The organism is Allokutzneria oryzae, assembly GCF_042429765.1.
Lineage (GTDB): Bacteria > Actinomycetota > Actinomycetes > Mycobacteriales > Pseudonocardiaceae > Allokutzneria > Allokutzneria oryzae.
In genome coordinates this window covers 135,062-157,730 of record NZ_JBHLZU010000036.1, presented here as the reverse complement: position 1 = coordinate 157,730, position 22,669 = coordinate 135,062, and the positions used below count along the sequence as shown (strand labels likewise).

20 protein-coding genes are annotated in these 22,669 nt (G+C 71.9%); 11 read left to right on the top strand and 9 right to left on the bottom strand.

Features of this window, described 5'->3' with window-relative positions; all coding sequences use genetic code 11:
- Positions 1–581 (top strand): HNH endonuclease signature motif containing protein (locus ACFFQA_RS37195; protein ID WP_377862508.1); only part of this gene is annotated, 581 nt, incomplete at its 5' end.
- Between the two features lie 276 nt (positions 582–857).
- Here the strand turns inward: ACFFQA_RS37195 and ACFFQA_RS37190 are convergent.
- Positions 858–1,748 (bottom strand): MaoC/PaaZ C-terminal domain-containing protein, encoded by an 891-nt coding sequence (locus ACFFQA_RS37190; RefSeq protein WP_377862507.1) that lies wholly within the window; start codon positions 1,746–1,748, stop codon positions 858–860.
- 192 nt (positions 1,749–1,940) lie between these two features.
- On the opposite strand from ACFFQA_RS37190, the gene ACFFQA_RS37185 reads away from it, so the two are divergent.
- From ACFFQA_RS37185 to ACFFQA_RS37170, 4 genes are all read left to right on the top strand, one after another.
- Positions 1,941–2,075: a hypothetical protein gene (locus tag ACFFQA_RS37185; RefSeq protein ID WP_377862506.1), complete on the top strand. Its 135-nt coding sequence runs from the start codon at positions 1,941–1,943 to the stop codon at positions 2,073–2,075.
- Positions 2,072–3,316, top strand: a complete 1,245-nt coding sequence (locus tag ACFFQA_RS37180; protein ID WP_377862505.1) for a YcaO-like family protein — start codon at positions 2,072–2,074, stop codon at positions 3,314–3,316. The genes ACFFQA_RS37185 and ACFFQA_RS37180 overlap by 4 nt, the downstream gene beginning before the upstream one ends.
- Positions 3,317–3,342: 26 nt before the next feature.
- Positions 3,343–4,737, top strand: a complete 1,395-nt coding sequence (locus tag ACFFQA_RS37175; RefSeq protein ID WP_377862504.1) for a TfuA-like protein — start codon at positions 3,343–3,345, stop codon at positions 4,735–4,737.
- Positions 4,738–4,809: 72 nt separating this feature from the next.
- Entirely contained in the window at positions 4,810–7,785 is a 2,976-nt protein-coding gene (locus ACFFQA_RS37170; RefSeq protein ID WP_377862503.1) for a tetratricopeptide repeat protein, read from the top strand.
- On the opposite strand, the gene ACFFQA_RS37165 is transcribed toward ACFFQA_RS37170, so the two are convergent.
- From ACFFQA_RS37165 to ACFFQA_RS37155, 3 genes are all read right to left on the bottom strand, one after another.
- Positions 7,782–8,231, bottom strand: a complete 450-nt coding sequence (locus tag ACFFQA_RS37165) for a DUF6314 family protein (RefSeq protein ID WP_377862502.1) — start codon at positions 8,229–8,231, stop codon at positions 7,782–7,784. The genes ACFFQA_RS37170 and ACFFQA_RS37165 overlap by 4 nt on opposite strands.
- Positions 8,232–8,586: 355 nt before the next feature.
- Positions 8,587–9,933 (bottom strand): flavin-containing monooxygenase, encoded by a 1,347-nt coding sequence (locus ACFFQA_RS37160; RefSeq protein WP_377862501.1) that lies wholly within the window; start codon positions 9,931–9,933, stop codon positions 8,587–8,589.
- The gene (locus tag ACFFQA_RS37155) at positions 9,934–11,301 is read right to left on the bottom strand and encodes a serine/threonine-protein kinase (RefSeq protein ID WP_377862500.1); all 1,368 of its coding nucleotides are present in this window, start codon (positions 11,299–11,301) and stop codon (positions 9,934–9,936) included. It lies immediately after the preceding gene.
- Between the two features lie 20 nt (positions 11,302–11,321).
- Here ACFFQA_RS37155 and ACFFQA_RS37150 point away from each other — a divergent pair, with 20 nt between their 5' ends.
- Positions 11,322–11,945 (top strand): hypothetical protein, encoded by a 624-nt coding sequence (locus tag ACFFQA_RS37150; protein ID WP_377862499.1) that lies wholly within the window; start codon positions 11,322–11,324, stop codon positions 11,943–11,945.
- A 326-nt stretch (positions 11,946–12,271) separates the two neighbouring features.
- Here ACFFQA_RS37150 and ACFFQA_RS37145 read toward each other — a convergent pair whose 3' ends face one another.
- Entirely contained in the window at positions 12,272–15,295 is a 3,024-nt protein-coding gene (locus ACFFQA_RS37145; RefSeq protein WP_377862498.1) for a S8 family peptidase, read from the bottom strand.
- A gap of 63 nt (positions 15,296–15,358) precedes the next feature.
- On the opposite strand from ACFFQA_RS37145, the gene ACFFQA_RS37140 reads away from it, so the two are divergent.
- The 3 genes from ACFFQA_RS37140 to ACFFQA_RS37130 are packed head-to-tail and all read left to right on the top strand — an operon-like array spanning position 15,359 to position 17,228.
- Positions 15,359–15,910 carry a biotin transporter BioY gene (locus ACFFQA_RS37140; protein ID WP_377862497.1) on the top strand — a complete coding sequence of 184 codons (552 nt, stop codon included), beginning with the start codon at positions 15,359–15,361 and terminating at the stop codon, positions 15,908–15,910.
- Entirely contained in the window at positions 15,910–16,590 is a 681-nt protein-coding gene (locus ACFFQA_RS37135) for an energy-coupling factor ABC transporter ATP-binding protein (protein WP_377862496.1), read from the top strand. Before ACFFQA_RS37140 ends, ACFFQA_RS37135 begins: the two co-directional genes overlap by 1 nt.
- On the top strand, positions 16,584–17,228 hold the full coding sequence (locus tag ACFFQA_RS37130; protein WP_377862495.1) for an energy-coupling factor transporter transmembrane component T family protein: 645 nt from the start codon (positions 16,584–16,586) through the stop codon (positions 17,226–17,228). Before ACFFQA_RS37135 ends, ACFFQA_RS37130 begins: the two co-directional genes overlap by 7 nt.
- Here ACFFQA_RS37130 and ACFFQA_RS37125 read toward each other — a convergent pair.
- Entirely contained in the window at positions 17,182–17,877 is a 696-nt protein-coding gene (locus ACFFQA_RS37125; RefSeq protein ID WP_377862494.1) for an SDR family oxidoreductase, read from the bottom strand. The genes ACFFQA_RS37130 and ACFFQA_RS37125 overlap by 47 nt on opposite strands.
- A 72-nt stretch (positions 17,878–17,949) precedes the next feature.
- On the opposite strand from ACFFQA_RS37125, the gene ACFFQA_RS37120 reads away from it, so the two are divergent.
- Positions 17,950–18,534 carry a GNAT family N-acetyltransferase gene (locus ACFFQA_RS37120; RefSeq protein ID WP_377862493.1) on the top strand — a complete coding sequence of 195 codons (585 nt, stop codon included), beginning with the start codon at positions 17,950–17,952 and terminating at the stop codon, positions 18,532–18,534.
- Positions 18,535–18,916: 382 nt separating this feature from the next.
- Here ACFFQA_RS37120 and ACFFQA_RS37115 read toward each other — a convergent pair whose 3' ends face one another.
- Positions 18,917–19,357: a hypothetical protein gene (locus ACFFQA_RS37115; RefSeq protein WP_377862492.1), complete on the bottom strand. Its 441-nt coding sequence runs from the start codon at positions 19,355–19,357 to the stop codon at positions 18,917–18,919.
- A 134-nt stretch (positions 19,358–19,491) separates the two neighbouring features.
- On the opposite strand from ACFFQA_RS37115, the gene ACFFQA_RS37110 reads away from it, so the two are divergent.
- Positions 19,492–21,138, top strand: a complete 1,647-nt coding sequence (locus tag ACFFQA_RS37110) for a CocE/NonD family hydrolase (RefSeq protein ID WP_377862491.1) — start codon at positions 19,492–19,494, stop codon at positions 21,136–21,138.
- Here the strand turns inward: ACFFQA_RS37110 and ACFFQA_RS37105 are convergent.
- Together ACFFQA_RS37105 and ACFFQA_RS37100 are read right to left on the bottom strand one after the other, a co-directional pair.
- Positions 21,116–21,721, bottom strand: a complete 606-nt coding sequence (locus tag ACFFQA_RS37105) for a TetR/AcrR family transcriptional regulator (protein ID WP_377862490.1) — start codon at positions 21,719–21,721, stop codon at positions 21,116–21,118. The genes ACFFQA_RS37110 and ACFFQA_RS37105 overlap by 23 nt on opposite strands.
- A 54-nt stretch (positions 21,722–21,775) precedes the next feature.
- A complete protein-coding gene (locus ACFFQA_RS37100) occupies positions 21,776–22,645 on the bottom strand; it encodes an ABC transporter ATP-binding protein (protein ID WP_377862517.1) in 870 nt (289 codons plus the stop codon).
- Between the last annotated feature and the right edge of the window lie 24 nt (positions 22,646–22,669).

Sequence of the window (22,669 nt, the reverse complement as noted above, 5' to 3'; positions counted from 1 at the left end):
TCGCCCGAGGCCTAGACGATGAGCGCACCATGGACCAGCGCCGCGCGGATGTCGCCTTCGACCTGTTGATGGGTAAGGAGACCGGTGCCCCGCAGGGTGAGGTGAAGGTCCTGGTCACCCTCCCCGCCACCACGCTGATGGGAATGGACCAGGAGCCCGGGATGCTCGCGGGCTACGGGCCGATCCCCGCCGACGTAGCCCGGGACATCGCCGCCGGGGGTACGTGGAAGCGGATCTTGACCGACCCCGTGTCTGGGGTGGCGGTGGACGTGGGACGCACGAACTACCGCCCGTCAGCCGCCCTCGCCGACCTCGTCCGCGCCCGGGATGTCACCTGCGTGGCCATCGGCTGCCGCCAACCGGCACACCGCTGCGACCTCGACCATTGCGAACCCTTCGACGGCACCAACACCATCGCGGACGACCTCGGCGCGAAATGCCGACGACATCACGTGATGAAACACCACACCCGGTGGAAACGAACCCAGCTCCCGGGCGGTATCCATATCTGGACCACCCCGATGGGAAGAACGTATGTCCGGGAACCGGAACCGATAGCGGATCCCGCTCCCCCGTTTTAAACCCGACCCCGGCTAGCCCGCCACCACATTAGGTGAGCGGGCTAGCGGTAGTGGATGCCCAAGGAAACCCGGCACCCAAGTCCGGAAGAATTATCCCGGTGGCAACCCGACGGAGTCGGGGCGGCAGCACGGCCGTAAACGCCACCACGGCGTCAACGCCACCACAACCCTCAACACCCACCACCCCACCGGCCATTCGCGGGCTTATGGACGTGTCCGCGCCTCCAGGGACGTCCATAAGCCCGCGAATGGCCGAGTGACCGTCGGAGGGAGGGGTCAGGTGGAGGTGATGACGCAGTCGGCCAGCACCGGACGAGACGAGGGGCCAGGGACCGTGGTGGTGAAGAGGAGACGGCCCCCGGTGCGCCAGACGCGGGTCTGGAGGGTCTCTCCCGGGAAGACCACCCCGGCGAAACGGGCCGAGTAGCTCCGCACGCGGGCGGGGTCGGCGCCGAGCATCGTGTCCACCACCGCCTTGCAGACCATGCCGTAGACGCAGACGCCCTGGAGGGTCGGGCGCGGGAATCCCGCCTCGCGGGCGCGGGCGGGGTCGGCGTGGACCGCGTTGCGCTCGCCGCACAGACGGTAGAGCAGCGCCTGCTGGGGCAGCGTCGGTGTGTCGATCACCGCGTCGGGCGCGCGGTCCGGCACGGGGACCGCGAGGTCGGCCAGCGAGGGGCCGCGCTCGCCGCCGAAGCCACCTTCGCCGCGCGCGTGGATGCTGGTCCGGAACGACAGCAACGGCTCGCCTTCGGAGCGCAGGGTGGCTTCCTGCACGATGATCGCCGCCGAGCCCTTGTCGTGCAGCTCCGCGATCCTGCTGTGCGCGGTGCCCGTGCCGCTGGCCGGGAGTGATTGGTGCACAAGGATTTCCTGGCGGGCGTGCACCAGGGTCGCCAGGTCGAGCCGCACGCCGGGGAAGCGGATCTCCGGGGGCTCGGGGTGGTAGTGCTCCGGGGCGGCGACGCCCAGGGCCGCGGGCACCGTCATGCCGAAGGTCGGCAGCACCCGCAGGTCCGGCTGGAGCACGTAGCGCAGCTCGGCGGGGTTGGTGTAGTCCGCGCCCGCTCCGAGCGCGAGGTGGTAGCGGACCACGTCGTCGGCGGCCCAGGAGAACTCGGTCCCCGGCAGCTCGGCGCCGGTGGCGAGGCTCGGATCAAGCGGCATGGCAGAAACCGTAGTCCGGCCGTAGCGACCCGCACCACAGCACCGCACACGCTTGTGACCAGCGAAAACACGTACCCGAATGAACCTTGCGTTGTCAGCGCGGTGCCAGCTCGCGCTGCCATCCTGGTTCGGCGATGGGAACTCCCCGACCTCATCGCAGGGAACACAGGAACACGACCCGCAGGAGTGAGAATGGACCGGATTGCCATCCCCACGGCGCAGGAGCTCGACACCGAGCTCGCCCAGCGTCACGAGGTGCGCGAGTACTCGGCCGTGAGCTGGCTGGCGCGCAGCGAGTCCTCGTCCTCCGAGTACCTCGGTTGGTGAGCGACCCGGAGCTGGAGGGGCGGGCCGGTGGCGTCACCGGCCCGCTTCGAGCGTCCGTCGCCACGGCCGAGCCGACCGAGCCGACCGGGTCCGGCGAGCCCGAGCCCGCCGGACGCCAGGACGACCAGCGCCTCCGCTCCCCCCGCGAGACCCTCGACTGGCTCGGCGAGAAGCTGCGCGCGGTCGGCATCACCCGGCTCGCCGACCTGACCTGGCTCGACGAGATCGGGATCCCGGTCTACCAGGCGATCCGCCCCGACGCCTGGCTGCTGTCGGTCTCCCAGGGCAAGGGCCTGACCCGCGAGGCCGCCAAGGTCGGCGCGGCCATGGAGGCCATCGAGCTCTGGCACGCCGAACGCGTCGAGCCGGACGTGCCCACCGCCGAGGCCGGCACCGTCTCCCCCGGGCTGGGCTACCGGCTGCGCGACCTCGACCGCACGCCGCGCAGCTGCCTCAACCCCGGGATGCGGCTGGCCTGGAACCACGCGCGGCGGCTGGACGGCTCCGGCGAGACCCTGGTGCCCACCGCGTGCCTGCGGCTGGACGGCCGCGTCCGTCCTGAGTGGACTCCTCCGGTCTTCTCCGGCACCACCAACGGGCTCGCCAGCGGCAACACCTTCGGCGAGGCGGTCAGGCACGGGCTCACCGAGGTGATCGAGCGCGACGCCCTCGCCCGCCACCAGCGCTCCGGCCGCCGCCCCCCGTTGCTGCGTCTGGACACTGTGGACGGTCCGGCCGCCGACCTGCTCGCGCTCTTCGCCGAGGCCGAGGTCGAGGTCCTCGTGGAGGTCCTGCCGGGGCCGTGCGGGGTGCCGTGCTTCGGCGCGCGGATCTTCAGCGACGCGTTCCCGGTCCACAGCCGCGGCTACGGCTGCCACCTGGACGCGCGGACCGCGCTGTGCCGGGCGCTCACCGAGGCCGCGCAGTCGCGGGTCACCTACATCGCAGGCACCCGCGACGACGTCGGCAAGCCCGCGTACCGGCAGACCAGCCCCTTCGCCACGCTGCGCGACCGGGAGTCCTTCAGCGCCGGGACCGCCGCCCCCGGTGACGCGCTGGACTTCGGCGACGTCCACTCGCTGCCCGTTCGCGGCACCGAGCAGGACGTGGCACTGCTGGTGGAGCGGGTCACGGCGGCGACCGGGGTGTGCCCGGTCGCCGTCGACCTGACCCGCGCCGACCTCGGCGTCCCGGTCGCCAGGGTGGTCGCGCCCCGTTTGCTGTTCCCCCAACACCTCTGAGCCACACCCGAGGAGCTGAGGTCGTCATGTCGATGCGAGTGCTGTTCGCCGGTCCCACCCTGCCGGACGCCGAGGAGCTGTTGGCGGGCACCGGAATCCAGGCCCTGCCCCCGGTCGCCGCCCACGACCTGTTCCGGCTGGACCCCGGTCCGGGGGACGTGCTCGGCATCGTGGACGGCTACTTCCACCACTCCCGGTCGATCACCCACAAGGAGATCCTCACCATGATCGACCGGGGCGTGCGCGTCCTCGGGGCGGCGAGCATGGGCGCCTTGCGGGCCGCCGAGCTGGACACCCTCGGCATGACCGGGATCGGCGACATCTACGCCGACTACGCGGAGGGCAGGCTGGAGGCCGACGACGAGGTGACCCTGCTGCACGGCCTGCCGGAGCACGACTACCGCCCGCTGTCCGAGCCGCTGGTGAACATGCGCGCGACCCTCGCGCTGGCCGAGCGCAAGGGCCACTGCTCCCCGCAGACCCGCGACCGGCTGCTCGCGGCAATGGCGCGACGGCCCTATGCCGCGCGCTGCTACCCGGCGATGTGGGCGATCGGCCGGGACATGGGACTGGACGAGGAGGAGCTGCTGCGGCTGGCGAGCTTCGTCAGCACCGGCGCGGTGGACCAGAAGCGCCGCGACGCGCTGCTGCTGGTCGAGCGCCTTCGGGATCCGGACCTGCCGCGCAGGCGGCCGCACACGCTGCCGCTGAGCCGGACGTTGTTCGTGCACGGGTGGGAGCTGGAGAGCCGAGGGCGGGTCGAGGAGACCACATCGACGTGGATCAGCGACCTCGCCGCGCTGCGGGTCTGCCAGCTGCTGGCCTCGGACTACCCGCGGCTGCACCGGCGGCTGGTGCTGGGCTGGCTCGCCGAGCGGTGCCGCCAGGAGTGCAGGCTGCCGCAGGCGGGCCGCGCCGACGCGGACGTCGCCATCGACCACGGTGAGCACCAAGGGGTCTACCGGATCGACTCAGCGGCGTACGCGGGCTTCCTCGACGAGTGGCTCAGCGAGGACGAACGCGGGTTGGAGCCGAGGGAGCAGCTGGAGCTGTTCCTGGTACGCAGTTTCCGCATCGCGCCCTCGCTGACCTGGGACGAGCTGGCGCTGGACGCGCTGCGCGGCACCCCGGCCTTCGAGCGCGCCCGGCAGCTGGCCGCCTTCGCCACCAACGTCAACGCCAAGCTGCTCGAACGCGACCACTCCTTCCACGTGGACCGGCTCTCCGAGAAGCGGGTCCTCGCCGACACCGCACTGCGGTGGCAGGTACCCGAACCGCTGTTGGAGCTCTCCGCGCTGGACCGGGGCTTCGGTTCGGCCGAGAACGCGGTCGCGGCGGGCAGGCACGTGCACCTGCTCGCCAGGTACAACCCCGACGAGGTCCGGCTGGAGGTCGAGCCGGAGACCGCTCGTGTGTGCTGACGGCGCGCCGTCGATCTTGCTCTAGTCTGACCGGCACGGTCGTGGACCACGGCCGACCGGCACGGATGCGGGGTGCGACAGGCGGTGGACCGGGCTGTGCGCAGACCGCTCGGCCCCTGGGTGCGCGAGCTGCGGACGCGGGCGGGGCTCACCCAGACCGAGGCCGCCGCCGTCGCCGGGATCAGCGTCGCGGGCCTGCGCGATCTGGAACAGGGCCGGATCGCCCGGCCCCGCCCCGGCACGCTGCGCAGGCTCGCCGAGGCGTTCGGCCTGTCCGAGCCGGAGACCGCCGAGCTGGTCCGGAGCGGCCGCCCGACCGTGTCCGGCACCCGGGTCCTGGTCCTCGGACCGCTCGTGGTGACCGACGACGGGGAGACCGTCGACCTCGGCTCGGCGCCGCAGCGGACGCTGCTCGGCGCGCTCGCGCTGACCCCGAACACGCCGGTCTCCAGGGACGCGTTGATCGACGCGGTCTGGGGCCACCGGCCACCGCCCAACGCGGTCGAGATGCTCCAGACGCACATCTCGCGGCTGCGGCGGCGGCTCGCCCCGGCCAGGCAGGAGACCAGCGGTCCGCAGCTCGGCGCGACCGGTGGCGGCTACCAGCTGACGGTCACCGAGGACCAGCTCGACCTGCTCGCGTTCCGCGGCCTGCTCGCCAAGGCCCGCGCCCGGTCCGGTGTGGAGGCGGCCGAGCTCTGCCAGGAGGCGCTCGCGCTCTGGCGCGACGAGCCCCTCGTCGGTCTCCCGGCGTTCCACGACCACCCGGTGGTCACCGAGGCGCGGCTGGCGTGGCAGGCGCTGGTGCTGGAGCTCGCCGAGCTCGACGACGAGCGCGGGCTCGCGCCGTTGCAGCGGCTCGCGGTGGCCGAGCCGCTGAACGAGGCCGTGCAGGCGCGGTTGATGATCACGCTCGCCGCGACCGGGCGGCAGGCCGCCGCGCTGGCCACCTTCGACGAGGTGCGCCGCAGGTTCGCCGACGAGCTGGGCGTGGACCCCGGTCCGAAGCTGACCGCGGCGCACCAGCGGGTGCTGCACAACCGCGTCACGAAGCCGAGCTCGGCCTCGGTCAGCGCGCACCGCCAGCTACCACCGGACATCGGCGACTTCACCGGCAGGGAGGCGGAGCTGCGGCGGTTGGGCGAGCGGCTCGCCGCGACCGCCGGGTCCGGGACGGCGTTGCCGATCGCGACGGTCGAGGGCATGGCCGGGGTCGGCAAGACGCGGCTGGTCGTGCACTTCGCGCACCGGCTCGTCGCCACCGGCAGCTACGAGGACATCCAGCTGTACGTGGACCTGCGCGCGCACTCCGACCAGCCGCCTGCCGACCCGGCCGTGGTGCTCGCCTCGTTCCTCACCCTGCTCGGGGTGCCGGGCGCGCAGGTCCCGGCCGACCTGGACTCGCGGGCGGCGCTGTACCGGGACCGGCTGCACGGCAGGCGGGCGCTGGTGATCCTGGACAACGCCGTGGACGAACGCCAGGTGCAGCCGCTGCTGCCCGCCAGTCCCGGCAACCTGGTCCTGGTCACCAGCAGGCGGCATCTCGCGCTGGACGGCGCGGTCACCCTCGCGCTGGACCTGTTCAGCATCCGGGACGCCCACGCGCTGCTGACCACGATCGCGGGCGGGAAGCGCGTCGCGGCCGACCCGGCGGGAGCGGAGGAGGTGACCGCGCTGTGCGGGCGGCTTCCGCTGGCGATCGCGCTCGCGGCCCGCAGGCTCCAGAACCGTCCTCTGTGGACATTGAGCGACCTCGCCGCCCGGCTGCGGGATTCCGGCGGCAGGCTCGGCGAGCTCAGCGCGGGAACCCGTGGGCTGCGCACGGTGTTCGACCTGTCCTACCGCGCGCTCACCCCGCGGGCGCAGCGCTTCTTCCGGTTGCTCGGCGTGCACCCCGGCGACGACGTCACGGCCTCCTCCGCCGCCGCGCTCACCGGTGTCGATCCCGTTGCCGCGCAACAGCAACTGGACCACCTCGTCGACGAGCACCTGCTCACGATGGTGACCGCGCGGCGCTACCGGCTGCACGACCTGCTCCGTGAGTACGCCGCAGGGCACGCGCGGGAACAGGAGGGGCGCGAGGCGGTCGAGCGCGTGCTGACCTGGTACCTCTACGCGGCGGACTCCGCGCGCGAGCGGCTCTTCGCGCACTTCGTCGACATCGAGCTGGACCCGGTGGCGCGGCCGGAGCACCTGCCCGCCTTCACCGGTGACGAGGACGCGTTCCGGTGGCTGACCGAGGAGCACGCCACCCTGGTCGCCGCGGTCGGGGTCGCGCTCACCGAGGGGCTGTACCCGCTCGCGTGGCGGTTGCCGTTGGTGCTCAAGCACTATTTCGAGCGGATCAGCAACTACAAGGACTGGATCACCACCGGGCAGGACGCGCTCAAGGCGGCGCAGCGGGTCGGTGACCGGCGGGGCGAGGCACTGGCCCGCAGCCTGCTCGGGGTGGCGCACGGCCAGCTCGGCGAGATCGACGTCTGCGTGCGGCACTTCACCGCGTCGCTGGCGATCCGGCGGGAGATCGGCGACGAGAACGGGGAAGCGGGGACGCTGGGTAACCTCGGCGTCGCCCACACCAACCGCGGCGACTACGAGGAGGCGGTGCGCTACCTGAAGCAGGCACTGGAGCTCTGCGGGCAGCTGGGCAACCGGCGGCTCGAAGTCCGCACGCTCAGCAACCTCGGCCGGTCGCAGACGATGAGCGGGCAGCCGGAGGACGCCATCCGCTCGTTGGAGTCCGCGCTCGGCCCGGCGCGGGAGCTCGACGACGTGATCGGCCTGGTCGCGGTGCTGCACAACCTCGCGGAGGCCAGGGTGCGCGTCGGCCGCCCCGGCGAGGCGCTGCCGCTGCTGGCCGAGTGCCTGGAGGTCTACCGCGACAAGCACTTCCGGCTCTACGAGGCCGAGGTGCTCGAACTGCTGGCGGAGTCCCGCGAAGGGCTCGGCGATCCGGGGCTGGCCCAGGACTTCTGGCGGCAGGCGGTGGAGATCCTGGAGGAGCTGGGCCACCCGCGGCTGGAGGAGGTCCGCGCCCGGCTGCGCTAGCTGGGGACCCGGTCGTAGGTGGTGTGCATCGAGTAGTCCTTCTTCGGGCCGCGCACCCGCATCTCGATGGTGAAGCGGTCCGGCCCGCTGAAGCGGTAGCGGCCGGTGTAGAGGTCCTTGTCGCAGAGGTGCTCGTCGGTCGCCTCGTCACCGTCCAGGCGCAGCGTGTGCATGGTGCGCCCGAACTGCGGCGGCTCCACGAAGCACACCCGGATCTGCGAGTCCTCCAACAGGTAGTGGTACTCCCGGTGGGTGTCGTGGCTCTGCCCGGAGTCGAGTTCGAGCCGACCGTCCTCCCGGTAGAGCAACAGGTCCGGCCGCAGCTCGCGGAAGCTGGCGACGCCGGTCACCGTCCCGATACCCGGGATCGCCCGCGACAGGGCCCATTCCCCTGGGAGGGAAAGGAAAAGTCGCCGCTCCGCTCCGGGCACGTCTGCGTCGGTCATGGCTGGCCCCACCTTCCTTCTCGGGCTGAGCGACCTAGTCCGTTTCCTGCAAGGGGTGACACCACCTCACCACCCCCTGGCGCCCTCACCCACGTGCCCCTCCTTTCGCGTTTTGTAGGCTTAACGCGAAATGAGAGCGCTCTTTCGCGCATTAAGCCTACAAAACGCGAAAAACTGACCACGCCAGCCGGATCGCGCGCGCACGGGGGCCCGGCGTCGGGGGCACGGTGCACGGCGGCCCGGCGTCGGGGGCACGGCGTCGGCGGCACGGTGCGGGTCAGGTCTCGCAGTGCCCGTTCCAGGCGTCGGCGCCGTTGACCGGCCACCACACCCGAGCAGTCCCCGCCTGACACCTTCACCAGCCATCACCCCGACGACGTGGCGACGTCATCGGGAAGCTCCCCGCGGTTCGTCGCGCCACCGATGCTATCTCGGCCGCCGCGACGTCTGGGGCGGCACCGGGGCCGCACAGCCGGTAGTGCGCGGGCACCAGCGGCCCATCCGGTACCGGGTCCGGCAGGACACCGAGTTCCGCGGCGAGGCGGTCGGCCATGCCCACGTAGTCGCCGTGCGGGAACTGCGGGCGCGGGCGCAGCTCACGGATCTCGCGCTGGCGCAGCAGTCCGGCGTCCATTCCCGTCGGCGCGGGCAGCGCACCGGTCAGCACCGCCGCCGCCCAGCGCGCTTGCAGCTCCACCACGCCGAAGTACGGTCCCCGGTAGAGGCCGACGAACGCCGCGTCCTGGAACTCCGGGTGGAAGGTGCATTCGTGCAGCAGCAACGGTTGCACCAGGTCCGCGGGGTCGTGGCCGAGCGCTGCGCGCTGATCTTGGCTCAGGTAGGGCAGTTCGAGGCGGTGGCCGGTGCACTCGATCACCGCGTCGCAGGGCAGGCGGACACCGGTGTCCAGCACAACCGCGCCGGGCTCGCGCCGCACGGCCCTGCCCGGCTCCATCCGGAGGGCGCCCGCGCGCAGCACGTCCGGCACGAGATCGGATATCACCAGGTACGGAGGCCCATCTGAGTCCGGGTCCACGCGCAGGCGCTCGTCGAACTCCCCCGGGTTCACGGCGATGCGCGAGAAGCGGCGGTTGGCCTCGACCCAGGACAGCTTCGGCCGACCACGCCGGTAGCTGACGAGATCCCAAGGCACGCCGTCGAGATAGCGCGGCAGCAACCACATCGGCCGACTCGCGACGGCGGTGACCTCGACCCCGTTCGCGGCGAGTTCGGCGGCGATCTCGGCTCCGGAGAACGCGGCGCCGACAACGACGACACGCTTGCCCCGATAGCGCTCCGGGCCGTGGTACTCAGTCCCATTGGGGCCGAAGGCCCCGGAGGCGAAGACCACACCGTCGAACCGCTCACCGTTGACGACAGAGCCTGACACCGTCGTGACCGTCTCGCCGAGCCGCAGGTGCGCGGTCAGCCCGAACCGCTCCGCGTACCGGTGCAGGTAGCCGCGCATGTCGTCACGGCTGGGGAAGTCCGGCGCGTCGTGCGGCCACGGGAAATCAGAGAAGCAGCAACTGTGCTTGGACAGGTTCGTCGACATCCCCGGCCACGCCAGTCCGCCCTCGCGCCAGACCCCACCGATCTCGGCGGCGCGCTCGAAGACCACCGGTTCCGCGCCCGCCGCGAGCAACTCCTTGGCCGCGACGAGCCCACCAGGGCCCGCACCGACCACTGCGAAACGCCGCACTCAGCGCCGCCCGAGCCCAACGGAACCCAGTACCTCCTGGAACGCTGTCGCGTTGTCGGCAGACTGTTTGACCTGGACCCAGACCTGCTGTCCGGACAGCTCCAGCAGCGCGTCCGCGACGAAGGCGACACCGCAGCGCCGGGTGTGGGCCGCGCGCAGGCCGACCACCTCGGGCGGCCTTGCCGCGATGGCAACGCATCCCGGTTTGGCGGTCCTGGCCTCGAAGTCCTTCGGCGCGAGCACCGCCATCGGCGGCAGCACGCCGGCGAAGACACCCGCGCGGGGGTCGGCGGGGGCGGGGAAGGCGGCCACCGACTCCGCGATGACGAGGCCGGGCCACCGCCCGGGTGCGAGCCCGAGCAGCGCCGGGTCCCATCCGGCTCCGGCCAGCTCCCCCGCCCATGCCCTCGGCACGCGCAGGCTGACCGTCTTGGTGCCGTCATCGACCTCGACCAGCTCGGATCGGGTGAGGTACCAGGCGCCCGCCGCGACGCCCGCGAGTGCGAGCAGGGCAACGGGAATCGGCCACCGGCGCCGCTTGGGCGCCAGCAAGCGCTGGAGGTCCGCCACGAACTCGCCGACGTCCCCGTACCTGTCCGAGGGGTTGGGCGCCAGAGCGCGCAGCACGGCCGCGTCGAGCCCCGGCGGAACATCTCGCACGACCAAGCCGGGTCGCGACGGTTCGGGACGGTCCGCGATGTCGACGATCGCGTTGTTCTCGTAGGGGTGGCGGCCCGTGATCGTCCGGTACAGCAGCGCTCCGAGTCCGTAGACGTCCGTGCGCACGCTGATCGGCTTGTCCCCGCCCGCCTGTTCCGGTGCCATGTAGGCCGGGGTACCGACGACCATGGTCAGCGTCGAGGCTTCGCTGAGCAGCTTGCCGAGCCCGAGGTCGCCCAGCAGCACCCGGTCCCGGCCGTCCGACCCCGAGCGGAACAGCACGTTCGACGGTTTGACGTCCCGGTGCAGCACGCCGTCCGCGTGCAGGGAGCGCAGTGCCAGCCCGATCTCCACAGCGACCTCGACCGCTTCGCGCCACGGCAGCGGCCCCGCCGCGATCCGGTCTTCGAGCGTGCCCCGGTCCCCGTAGGTCATCACCAGGTAGGGCCGCCCGTCCGGCAGCTCGCCGATGTCGTGCACGCGGACCACGCGGTCGGACTCCGCCCTGCGCAGCAGCCGAGCCTCGGCGAGGAACCGTTCGTGCACGTCGGCCGAGTCCAGCCACTCCGACGAGAGCACCTTGATCGCCACAGTGGAGTCGAGCGCGTCGTCCCGCGCTCGCCACACCGAGGCGAACGCGCCGCCCCCGATGCGCTCGACCACCTCGAATCGGCCTATCCGCCCCGGCACCGGCATGGCCCGTATCATGCCGGTTCATGGTCGGGGGCGTGTCACGTGGAGCGGTGTTCGGCGTGCTCGCGCTGGTGCTGACCGGCTGCGGCGGCCCCGTGGACGTCGGCGGCCCCGCCGTCCCGATGCTGCCCGCCACCGCTGGGCCTTCCACCTCTGCCGGCCCGGCGACGTCCACCCACTCGGCCGTCCCCGGCTACGCCCAGCGCAACTGGGTCGGCGAGGCCACCCCGTCCACCCTCGTGATGGCCGTGCCCGCCGGGTGGGCCGAGCGCGTCGGCGGCGCGTACTGGTCCGACTTCACCGACCCCGCCAAGCGCGTCCGGCTCCGCGTCGACGTCACCGGCGTCTTCGGCCGCGCCCCGATCCTCGGCGCCCGCGCCATGGCCGACCGCCACCTCTCCCGGGTGCGCGGCACTCCCGGCTACCGCGCGCTCTCCGAGCGTCCGCTGCCGAAGAGCTCCTTCGGCGACGCCAACCTGGAGCTCGTCTACCGCTACCTCCGCGACGGTGAGGCGATCGAGGCCACCTACCACTTCACCGGCACCACCACGGTCACCAACCTGGAACTGAGCGTCCACTACCCGATGGCCGACCGCGACGCGGCGCTGCGCGTGCTCGACACGGCCGAGAGGTCCGCCGCGTGGCTCGGCCGCAACTAGCCGCAAGGGGCCAGTAAAACCGACCCCACCACCCCATGACGCCCTCACCCACCTGCCCCTCATTTCGCGTTTTGTCACCTTGATGCGCAAGAGAGCGCTCCCATCTCGCATCAAGGTGACAAAACGCGAGAACCCCGGCCACGCCAGCTGGCTCACGCGTGCACGGGGGTATGGGGGGCGCGGGGGCGGGGGCGGGAGGGGCGCGGGGGCCGCCTCGGGGTATCGGGACGACTTGCGGGACAGGCTCTGGCCGCGAGGGGCTGGTCAAGCCGACCCCGCGCTGGTACCGGCGCGAGCCGAGGCCCACACCGGCACCAGCACAAGGACTACGACACCGAATAGGCCCCGATCACGGTCTGCTCCAACGAGTTCCCGTCCCGATCAACAGCCTTGACCCGCAAGGAAACCGTCCCCACGCGGTTGACAACGGACACCGCCCCGTCAACCACCTTCGCGGCCTCCCACGTGCGGCCGTCGTCAAAGGACACCTCAACAGCAAGCGAAGCGTCCACGCGACCGGCCCCGTTCCGATGCACGGAAACAGGAATCGAGAACGCCCCGGGGCGCGCTCGGTTGTGCGAGTCGACGTTGGGGGCGAACCGGACGCCCAGCAACGGGAGATCACCGACTCCGTGCGCGGAGCGGAAGGTCCACTGTGCACTCACGCGAGGCGACGAGACGTCCAGGCGGTACTGGGCCGCCGCAGGGGGCACGGAGAACTCGGCCCAGCCGGGGAGTGGGCTGGTGGCGAGCAGCACTCCGTCGCGGAACAGTGTGGTCGTGCCGGTCTCATCCTCGATGAAACCGAACTGGTGCTCGTTCTGCCCGCTGGCCAAGGGAATCCTCATTTCGAGCACATCGCCCTCGCGCGCGGCGAACTGGCCGGGCTGGTCCTTCGGGAAAGCAGGGCCGAAGACGGCGGCGTTCCACCGCTCCTCGGTCGGCTTCGTGAAGACGCGGGGCACGGCGGTGATCTTCGTCGTCCCGGCCTCGAAGTAGTTCGACCATGGAACGCCGGGAGTGTAGAACTCGGTGAGGGTGAAGGGAAGCGGAGCCTTGATCACGCCCTCGCGAACACCGACCTGGCCGGAGCCGGTCGCGGCGTGGGAACCGCGAACGGCGACCAGTGAACGGTCTGAAACCCTCTGGGTGAGCTCACGAGGCACAACGCCGTCGCGGACGAGGCGGACGTTGTACAGGTACGGGCTGCCCGCGAACCCGCCCTGACCGTCTGGCTCGGCGAGGTGCTGTTCGGCGCTGAAGGTGAACTGGCCGGGCGGGGCGGATGTGGTGGACGGGCGGACGAAGATCTTGGCGAGGCTCGCCTCGGTCACTCCGCCGACGATGGTGTGCGAGGCGGACGTGCGGAGGAACCCGATCTGGGCCTGGAACTCCCTGGCCGAAGCTTTGTCCACTGTGGAACCGACGGGCTTGGCGTCCCGCGCGTCGAGGACGAGTTCGGTGTTCTTGTCCAGCACCAGGGTCGGCTCGGCGAAGAGGGCCATCTCCTCGCCCCACGTCGAAGCCTGGAGGAAGTACCGGCCCTTGGGTAGCCGGACCACGCCCTGCTCCGGCTGGTGCATCGCGTTGCGGTCGAGGTCGTTGAGCTGGATGGACGCGTTCGCGGCGCGCTTTCCTTGCCGGTCAAGGACAGTGAGCTTCAGGTCATAGCTCTCGACCTCCCGCGTCACTCCGGCGGGCGTGCGCACGGACACGTCACGACCGGTCGCGACGAGGGCTCCGCCGTAGCGGCCGTCCTGCGCGGCAACGCGCGTGTCAACCGTCAGGACGGCGTTCGCCGAGCCTCGCGCGGGAACGGTGATCCGTCCAGGGTGGACGGTGAACATCCCCTTGGGGGCCTTGACATCCGGAGCCAGGTCGAGAACCACCGGCGAGGATCCGGAGTTGTGGTAGGTCACCGTGGTCTTGCTCGGCTCGTCGTCGCCGTGCGGCCACTTGGCGATGCCGTTGTGGATGCTCGCGGGAGTGGCGTGCACGGATTGCGTGCTGGCGCGGCCGATGTCGAGCCGCCCGGCGCCCTGCTCGTGGACGGCGAGCTTCGCGTTGGGGCGCGCGGTGCTCATGAGCGCGGCCTTGATCCGGTCGGCACGCCAGTCGGGGTGCTGCGCGGCCACGACCGCCGCCGCACCGGCCACGTGCGGCGCGGCCATCGACGTGCCGGAGAGGCGCGCGTAGCGGTCGCCGACGGGCTCCTCGGGCGTGCTGTTGCGAGCCCTCGCCGCGACGATCCCGACGCCGGGCGCGGTGATGTCGGGCTTCAGGCCGTCATCGCCCGCGCGCGGTCCTCGGTTGGAGAACGGCGCGAGAGCCTCTTCGGAGTCCACGGCACCGACAGCGAGCGCCGCGTCGGCGACCGCCGGACTCATGACGGCCTCGGCCTGACCCGCGTTGCCGGTCGCGGCGACGAACAGTGCGCCGGTGCGCTCGGTCAGCTGGTTCACAGCGAGCGACATGGGGTCCTTGCCGTCGGTCGGCGGGCCGCCGAGGCTCATGTTGACCACGCGGGCGCCCTGCGCGACGGCCCACTCCATCCCGGCGATGATCGCGGACTCGCTGCCTCCTCCCCCGTCGTCGAGGACTTTCGCGTTGAGCAGCAAGGAGTCCGGAGCAACGCGCGCGGCGGTGGACGCCACGTGCGTGCCGTGGCCTTCGCGGTCGTCGGTCCCGCTCGCCCCGCCGGTGAAGTCCTTGGCCGCGGCGATCCGCCGCATGAGGTCGGGGTGCTCGGCGTCCATCCCGGTGTCGAGCACGGCCACGGTGACGCCCTTGCCGGTGTGCCCGGCCTTCCACGCGACCGGAGCGCCGATCTGCACCGTGCTGCGGTCCAGCGCGGCGCGCACGGGCGCGTCCAGCCAGACCCGCGAACGCGCCAGGCCCGACCACGTCCGCGCGGCGTCGGCCTTCTTGGTGCGCACCGCGAGCCCGCCGATGCTGGGCAGCTCGCGCTCGGCCTTCGGCAGCGCACGGGCGACCGCGGGCTCGACGATGAGCGGGAGGTCGGGCCGGACGCGGTCGTCGAAGCCCATCGCGACCAGGCGGCTCACGTTGAACAGCCGCCGGTCGAGCCGCCCCGAGCGGATCCCCTCGACCACGTCCACGGGCACGACCACGCGGTCGCCGCGCTCGTCGGTGCTGTGCAGGAAGCGGATGTGGCCACGCCCGGGAGCTGCGCGAACGGTCACCCGTCCGTGCTCCAGCTGGACCCGGTCGCCCGTGACCAGCGTCACCGAGGAGGTGGACCGCGGCGCGGGCGAGGCGTGGGCGTTGGCGGGGACGATACCGGTGGCGAGCGCCGCGACCACCAGGAACACCGCGTGCTGTGCTTTCACATGCTGCTGTGACGCCGCTTTCGCCGAGTTGGTTGGGGGCGTCCCACAGAGCAAGATGTCCGCATGCGGACGAAGGATCTGGTGCACGTGGCGTTGTTCGCCGCGATCGTGGTGGTGCTCGGGCTGTTCCCCGCGGTCCCGCTGCCCTTCGTGCCGGTGCCGATCACCGCGCAGTCGCTGGGCGTCATGCTCGCCGGGTCGATCCTCGGCGCGCGCAAGGGCGGCCTCGCGCTGCTGGTGTTCGTGGTCCTCGTCGCGGTGGGCCTGCCGGTGCTCTCCAGCGGCGCGGGCGGCCTCGGCGCGCTGCTGCGGCCCTCCGGCGGCTTCGTGCTGAGCTGGCCGGTCGCCGCCTTCGTGATCGGCTGGCTGACCGAGCGGGTGTGGCGGCGCTACAACCTGGGGTGGGCGCTGCTGTGCAACGCGGCGGGCGGGATCGTGGTGTCCTACCTGATCGGGGTGCCGTTCCTGGCGGTCGCGGGCGGCCTGGACCTCTGGACCGCGCTCACCGGCTCGCTGGCGTTCGTCCCGGGTGACGCCGCCAAGGTGGTGCTCGCCTCGCTGGCCGGGGTCACGATGCGCCGGGCGTACCCGCTGGTTCCCGCGCGGGCCGCCTGATGTTCCGCATCGAGGACGTCGAGCACGGCTACGACGACCGGATGGTGCTGCGCGGGATCTCCGTTGAGCTGACCGAGCGGCGGATCGCGGTGATCGGTGCGAACGGCTCCGGCAAGAGCACGTTCGCACGCCTGCTCAACGGGCTGCTGGTGCCGACGCGCGGCCGGGTGCTCGTGGACGGCCTGGACACCCGCTCGGAGGGCAGGGCCGTGCGCCGCAAGGTCGGCTTCGTCTTCCAGGACCCGGACGTGCAGATCGTCATGCCGACCGTGGCCGAGGACATCGCGTTCGGGCTCAAGCACCGCGGCCTGTCCAAAAAGGACATCGCTGCCCGGGTGGCCGAGGTGCTTGCGGAGCACGGGCTCGCCTCGCTGAGCGAGCGGCCCGCGCACCTGTTGAGCGGCGGGGAGAAGCAGCGGCTGGCGATCGCGGCGGTGCTCGCGCTCGAACCGGAGTGCGTGGTCTTCGACGAGCCGACCACCATGCTCGACCTGCGCAACAAGCGGCGCACCACCGAGGTGATCAGGAACCTGGCCGAGCAGGTCGTGGTCGTCTCGCACGATCTGGACCTGCTGTCGGACTTCGACCGCGTGCTCGTCTTCGACGAAGGCCGCATCGTCGCCGACGCGCCGCCGTCCGAGGCGGTGGCCGCCTACCTGGACCTGATGGCGCCGTGCTGAGCCTGTACCGCCCGGGAACCTCGGTACTGCACCGGACTCCCGTAGGCCCCAAGCTGGTCCTGTTGCTGGCGAGCAGCATCGCGCTGTTCTTCGTGCCGAACCCCTTGGTGCTGGCGGGTTGTCTGCTCCTCGTTGTGGGCATGTGGTCCTTGGCGGGCATCCCACTTCGTGAGCTGGCGCGACAGCTGCGCCCGCTCGTGCTCGTGCTGGCGCTGCTCGGCATCGCCCAGGTGCTGCTGCTGGGCTGGCAGGCGGCCCTCGCGGTGCTGCTGCGGCTGATCACGTTGGTGCTGCTGGCGACCCTGGTGACGATGACCAGCCGCACCGACGACATGATCGCGGCCCTGGAGCGCGCGGCCGGCCCCTTGCGGGTCTTCGGCCTGCGGCCGCACCGGATCGCGTTCGTGCTGTCGATGACCCTGCGGTTCATCCCGTTGATCAAGGAGAAGGCCGACGAGATCCGCGCCGCCCAGCGCGCCAGGGGCGTGGAGCGCTCCTCGCTGGCGCTGCTGCTGCCCCTGCTGGTGAAGGTGCTGCGGATGGCCGACCACATCGCCGAGGCGCTGGACGCGCGCGGGCTCGACGACGCCGCTACCGATAAGGACCCTGGCCGACGGGGCGCACCAGGATCTCGTTGACGTCCACATGGGACGGTTGGCCGACCGCGTAGAGCACGGCGCGTCCGACGTCGGCGGGATCGAGCTTCGGATCGGCGGCCCGATCGGCCGGAATCGCTTCCGTGTCAACGAGTCCGGGCTGCACCAGGGTCACCCGCACTCCGGCGTCCACGCACTCCGCGCGGATGGCCTGCGCCAGCCCGGTGACCGCCCACTTGGTCGCCGAGTACAGGCTCCCCGGCCGCACGCCGCGCCCGGAGGCGGAGCCGGTCAGCACGAGGTGCCCGCCGAAGCGCCGCAGCACGGGCAGCGTGGCGCGCGCGGTCAGCGCCGGGCCGTACACGTTGGCCAGCACCATGTCCCGCCACCGCCCCGGCTCCTCCCCTGCCTCGCCGAGGAAGGAGGTGACGACGCTCTGCCCCGCGTTGGCGAACACCACGTCCAGTCGCCCGAGCTCGTCCTCCACCCGACGCACTGCTGCGCTCAGCGCGTCCCAGTCGGTGACGTCGCAGGCGATCGGCAGCCCGCCGGTCTCCTCGGCCACCTCCCGCAACGGCTCCGGGCTCCGGCCGAGCAACACCAGCCGATAGCCCTCCGCCGCCGCCAGCCGCGCGGTGGCCGCGCCGATGCCCCTGGACGCGCCGGTGATCAGGAAAACGGGTTCTGCCATGCCCCGACCCTAGTTCGGCCACGGCCGATATCCGGTGGCGTGGCCACGAGCTGCTCCTTACGGTGTACGGCGATGCTTCCCGACATTCGCGAGGCGACACCCGCGGACATCGACGCGGCGGTCGCCACACTGCAAGCTGCCTTCATCGACTACCCCCTCACCAGGCACACCCTCCCCGACGACGGCCACCCCGAGCGGCTGGCCGAGTTCCAGCGCCTCCTGCTGACCGACATCGGCCTGCCCCACGGCCGGATCTGGGTCAGCTCCGACCACTCCGCGGTCGCGATGTGGACGACCCCGGCCACCGACGCGGCGGCCTTCGCCGCACTGGGTCCCCGGCTGGGCGAGCTCGCGGGTGACCGCGCGGCAGCCGCCAGCGCGGTCGAACAGGTGTTGGCGCCGCACCGCCCGGCAACGCCGACGTGGTTCCTGTCCACGGTGGGCGTCCACCCGGCGAGCCAGGGCCGCGGCCTCGGCCGAGCAGTGATCGAACCGGGCCTGCGAGCAGCCGACGCGGAGAACGCCACCGCCTACCTGGAAACGGCGTTGGAGTCCAACGTCCGCCGCTACGAGCGGTTCGGCTTCACCGTCACCGCCGAGGTCGCCCTGCCCGACAACGGCCCCACCGCCTGGACCATGCACCGCCCACCCCAGTAGGTCCCCCGAACCCCGCCATGACTACGAAACGGGGTTCAGCGCCGCTCCGGAGGACTCACAGGGCCGCATCACAGACCTCAGGCCGCATCGACCCCCTGGCCACATCGGGTCTCGGGCCGCATCACGAGACCCGGGCCGCATCGGTCTCAGGCCGCATCACGAGACCCGGGCCGCATCGGTCTCAGGCCGCATCGCGCAAGTCGCCCGCACCACCTCGACGACCGCCCACCCGTCACTCCGGAACCCACCACCCGGGCCCCCACTTGGTTCACGTTTTGTAGGCTTATTGTCGTTGAGAGCGCTCTCATTTCGCATTAAGCCTACAAAACGCGAAAACCGACCGCGCCAGCCGACGGGCACGAGCACGGCGCAGTGGCGGTGCCTAGGAGTCCGGGGGGCGGGGTGCGGGGAGGCTGGGCGGGGTGACGGAGCGCAGGACCGCTTCGAGCGCCTCCGGACCGGTCAGGTGGCCGACCTCGGCGGGGATGTTCTCCTCCATCCTCCGGAACGCCGCGTAGTAGTTGCGGTCGAACTCCTCGATCAGCTGGGCCACCCAGCGCTCCACCACGAAGTTCTCCTCGATGACCTCGACCTGGACGCAGGCCGCCAAGTCCATCCTGCCGTCCGCGGCCAGCAGGCCGACCAGGTCGTCCAGCGCGTCGTCGGCGTGCTCGACCAAACGCCGGATCGCCAGGAGGTAGGCGCGGGCCTCGCGAACGGTCTGCAGGACCTCGGCGAGCTTGTTGGCGATCTCCGCGCGCGCGGCCGTGCGATCCGTCCCGGCGGGACAGATCGGCAGCTCGAAGCCCGGGTCGCACGCCATGCGGGTGTGGTACCTCGCCGGGCCGTTTCCCAATCACACGCAACCCGAAACGCCTAATCGCCCAACGGTTGAAAACCGTACGAAACCGTACGGTTCAGGTTGTCCGGCGGCCGTGGCGCACGCAGCATGACTGCATGAAGCTCGCGAGCCTTGTGGCACAACGGTTGCTGCGGTTGCCCGAACCGGTCACCCGGGACGTTGCGGCCACCAAGGACATCCCGATCACCATGCCCGACGGCGCCGTGCTGCTCGCCGACCACTGGACGCCGCGCGTGCGGCCCGAGCGGCTGCCGACGCTGCTGATCCGCACTCCGTACGGGCGCTCGGGATGGGGTGGCCTGCTCGCCAGGATCTACGCCGAGCGCGGCTTCCAGGTCGTGATCTGCAGTGTGCGCGGGACATTCGGCTCGGCGGGTGAGTTCCGCGCGATGCGGCACGAGCGCGGCGACGGGCTCGCGACCATCGAGTGGGTCACCGCCCAGCCGTGGTTCGACGGGAACCTCGCGCTGACCGGAGCGAGCTACCTCGGCTACACCCAGTGGGCCGTGGCCGCCGACGCGCCGCCACAGGTGAAGGCGATGGTGCCGCACGTGACCTCGTCGCGGTTGGCGCTGGCGTTCCTGGCTCCCGGCACCTTCGAGCTCGACACGTCGCTGCGCTGGTCGGTGCAGACGGCCACCCAGGAACGGCGGCCCAAGCGACTGCGGGACATCGCGACCCTGCTCTTCGGCATCGGCGAGGATCGGCTGGTGCGCTCGATGAACACGCTGCCCATGGGCGACGCGGACCGCAGGGTGCTGGGATTCCGGTGGCCGTTCTACCAGGACTGCGTGCACCACGACAGCGAGGACCGGTTCTGGAAGGACTGGGACCACAGCGACTCCGTCGGCGCCGTGACCGTGCCCACGAGCCTGGTCGCGGGGTGGGAGGACATCTTCCTCAGCGACCAGCTCGCCGACTACACGGCGCTGCGCGAGGCGGGCAGGCGGCCGAGGCTGGTCATCGGCCCCTGGCAGCACGCCGCTCCGGCCGGACTTGCCGCTGCCGCAAGGGAAACCCTGGAGTGGGCGGGCGCGCACTGCCGAGGTGAGGAGCCGCCACGCCGCGCCCCGGTCCGGCTTTTCGTTGTGGGAGCGGGACAATGGCGCGAGTTCGAGACGTGGCCGCCCGAGGGCTACGAGCCGCGGAGCTGGCACTTGCGCAGCGGCGGTGGGCTGTCGCTCGCACCGCCCACCGCGAGCGAGCCGTCGCGCTACCGCTACGACCCGTCCGACCCGACGCCCTCAGTGGGCGGACCGCTGCTGACCCCGCGTGGCGCGGGCCGCAAGGACAACCGTGCCCTTGAGGCGCGCAAGGACGTGCTGACCTTCACCACCGGTCCGCTCGACGCCGACCTGGAGATCATCGGTGAGGTCGCCGCGCGGATCTGGTTGCGGTCCAGCCGCCCGGACACCGACGTCTTCGTGCGCCTGTGCGATGTGGACGCGCGCGGGCGCTCGATCAACGTCTGCGACGGGCTGGCCAACGTCCGACCGGACGGCGTGACCGGGGTGACGGTCCAGCTCTCACCGATCGCGTACCGGTTCCGCCGCGGCCATCGGCTGCGCGTGCAGGTCTCCAGCGGCGCGCACCCGCGCTTCGCCCGCAACACCGGCAGCGGCGAGCACCACGCGATCGCGGTCACCCCGCACCCCGCCGACCAGGAGGTCTTCCACGACCCGGAGCACCCGTCGGTGATCACCCTCCCCGTGCGGGCCGTCAACGGCGCAGCAGCGGGATGAACAGGCCGTCGACCACGCGGTCCACCAGGGCGTCGTCGACCTCGTCGTTGGTGGTCATCAGGCGGAGCAGGAAAATCGCCGCGGGCAGGTCCGCAAGCAGGCCGACGTCGACGCCCTCCGGGATCTCGCCGCGCTGGACCGCGCGGGCGAGGATCGTGTGCAGCAACGGTTCCTGTTGCTGGGCGATGCGCTCCGCGTACATGCGGGCCATCTCCTCGTCGCGGCGGCCGCCCTCCATCAGGCCGAGCAGGATGCCCCTGGTGTAGGGGGTCTGCGCGCGCACCCAGGACCGCAGCAGCAGCCGCACGTCGTCCACCAGCGAGCCGGTGTCCGGGTCGACGTGCGGCACCTCGCTGACCTTGAGCGCGTCCAGGATCAGCGCCGCCTTCACCGGCCAGTACTGGTAGAGCGTCGCCTTGCTGGCGCGGACCCGTTTGGCGATCAGGTCCATGTTGAAGCGCTCGTAGCCGACCTCGGCCAGCACCTGGAGCGTGGCAGCGAAGATCTCGCGCTGCCGTTCGGGGTCGCTGAGCGGCACCTTCCTCGGTCGTGGCACGACGGGCTGCGGATCGGGTTCCGGCACGCGTTCCCTCCCGAGGGGCCTGCTGTGGTCGCAGCAGGGTACCCGCCCTGCCGATCAGCTCTGCGCGGCCTGCTTCCGCGTGGCCCGCGAAGCCTGCTCGGCGCGCTCGGCGGCGAGGAAGCGGGCGGCAGCGCCCTCGGGGTCGGCGTGCACGCGGGGACGCACCGCGCCGCCACCGTGCAGCAGCCGGGCCGTCTCGGCGCGCAGCGCCACGAAGGCGTCGGACTCCCTGGTGGTGATCTGGTCGCGCTCGGCGGGCAGGTCCACCTTCAGGTCCGCCACGACCGTGGCCGGTGACTTGGACAGCACCAGAACCCGGTCACCGAGGTAGACGCTCTCGTCGATGTCGTGGGTCACCAGCAGGATCGTGGTGTCGTGCTCGCGCCGCACGCGCAGCAGCAGGTCCTCCAGCTCGAACCGGGTCTGCGCGTCCACCGAGGCGAAGGGCTCGTCCATCAGCAGCAGGCTCGGCCGGTAGGCGAGCGCCCGCGCGATCGCCACCCGCTGCTGCATGCCGCCGGAGAGCTGCCACGGGTACTTCGCCCCCGCCCCGGACAGGCCGACCCACTCCAGCGCCTGGGCGGCCCGCTCGCGGCGCTCGGCGCGGGAAACCTTGCGCTTCAACGGGAACTCGACGTTGCGCGCGACGCTGAGCCACGGGAACAGCGAGCGGCTGTAGTCCTGGAAGACCACGGCGAGGTCGTCGGGCACGCCGCGCACCTCGTCGCCGTGCAGCGCGACCGTTCCGCTGGTCGGGGTGATCAGCCCGGACAGCGAGCGCAGCAGCGTGGACTTGCCGCAGCCGGACGGGCCGACGATGCACACCAGCTCCCCGGCGGCCACCGTGAAGGACAGCCGGTCGATCGCGGTGTGCTCGCCCTCCTTCGCGCGGTAGCGGTGTCCGAGGTCGGTGACCTCCAGCATCGCCGAACGGCACAGCTCCGTCAC

Coding starts and splice junctions, on each gene's coding strand:
- ACFFQA_RS37190 (WP_377862507.1), bottom strand. CDS start 1,748: ATGCCGCTTGATCCGAGCCTCGCCACCGGCGCCGAGCTGCCGGGGACC.
- ACFFQA_RS37185 (WP_377862506.1), top strand. CDS start 1,941: ATGGACCGGATTGCCATCCCCACGGCGCAGGAGCTCGACACCGAGCTC.
- ACFFQA_RS37175 (WP_377862504.1), top strand. CDS start 3,343: ATGTCGATGCGAGTGCTGTTCGCCGGTCCCACCCTGCCGGACGCCGAG.
- ACFFQA_RS37165 (WP_377862502.1), bottom strand. CDS start 8,231: ATGACCGACGCAGACGTGCCCGGAGCGGAGCGGCGACTTTTCCTTTCC.
- ACFFQA_RS37155 (WP_377862500.1), bottom strand. CDS start 11,301: ATGATACGGGCCATGCCGGTGCCGGGGCGGATAGGCCGATTCGAGGTG.
- ACFFQA_RS37140 (WP_377862497.1), top strand. CDS start 15,359: ATGCGGACGAAGGATCTGGTGCACGTGGCGTTGTTCGCCGCGATCGTG.
- ACFFQA_RS37135 (WP_377862496.1), top strand. CDS start 15,910: ATGTTCCGCATCGAGGACGTCGAGCACGGCTACGACGACCGGATGGTG.
- ACFFQA_RS37125 (WP_377862494.1), bottom strand. CDS start 17,877: ATGGCAGAACCCGTTTTCCTGATCACCGGCGCGTCCAGGGGCATCGGC.
- ACFFQA_RS37120 (WP_377862493.1), top strand. CDS start 17,950: ATGCTTCCCGACATTCGCGAGGCGACACCCGCGGACATCGACGCGGCG.
- ACFFQA_RS37115 (WP_377862492.1), bottom strand. CDS start 19,357: ATGGCGTGCGACCCGGGCTTCGAGCTGCCGATCTGTCCCGCCGGGACG.
- ACFFQA_RS37110 (WP_377862491.1), top strand. CDS start 19,492: ATGAAGCTCGCGAGCCTTGTGGCACAACGGTTGCTGCGGTTGCCCGAA.
- ACFFQA_RS37100 (WP_377862517.1), bottom strand. CDS start 22,645: ATGCTGGAGGTCACCGACCTCGGACACCGCTACCGCGCGAAGGAGGGC.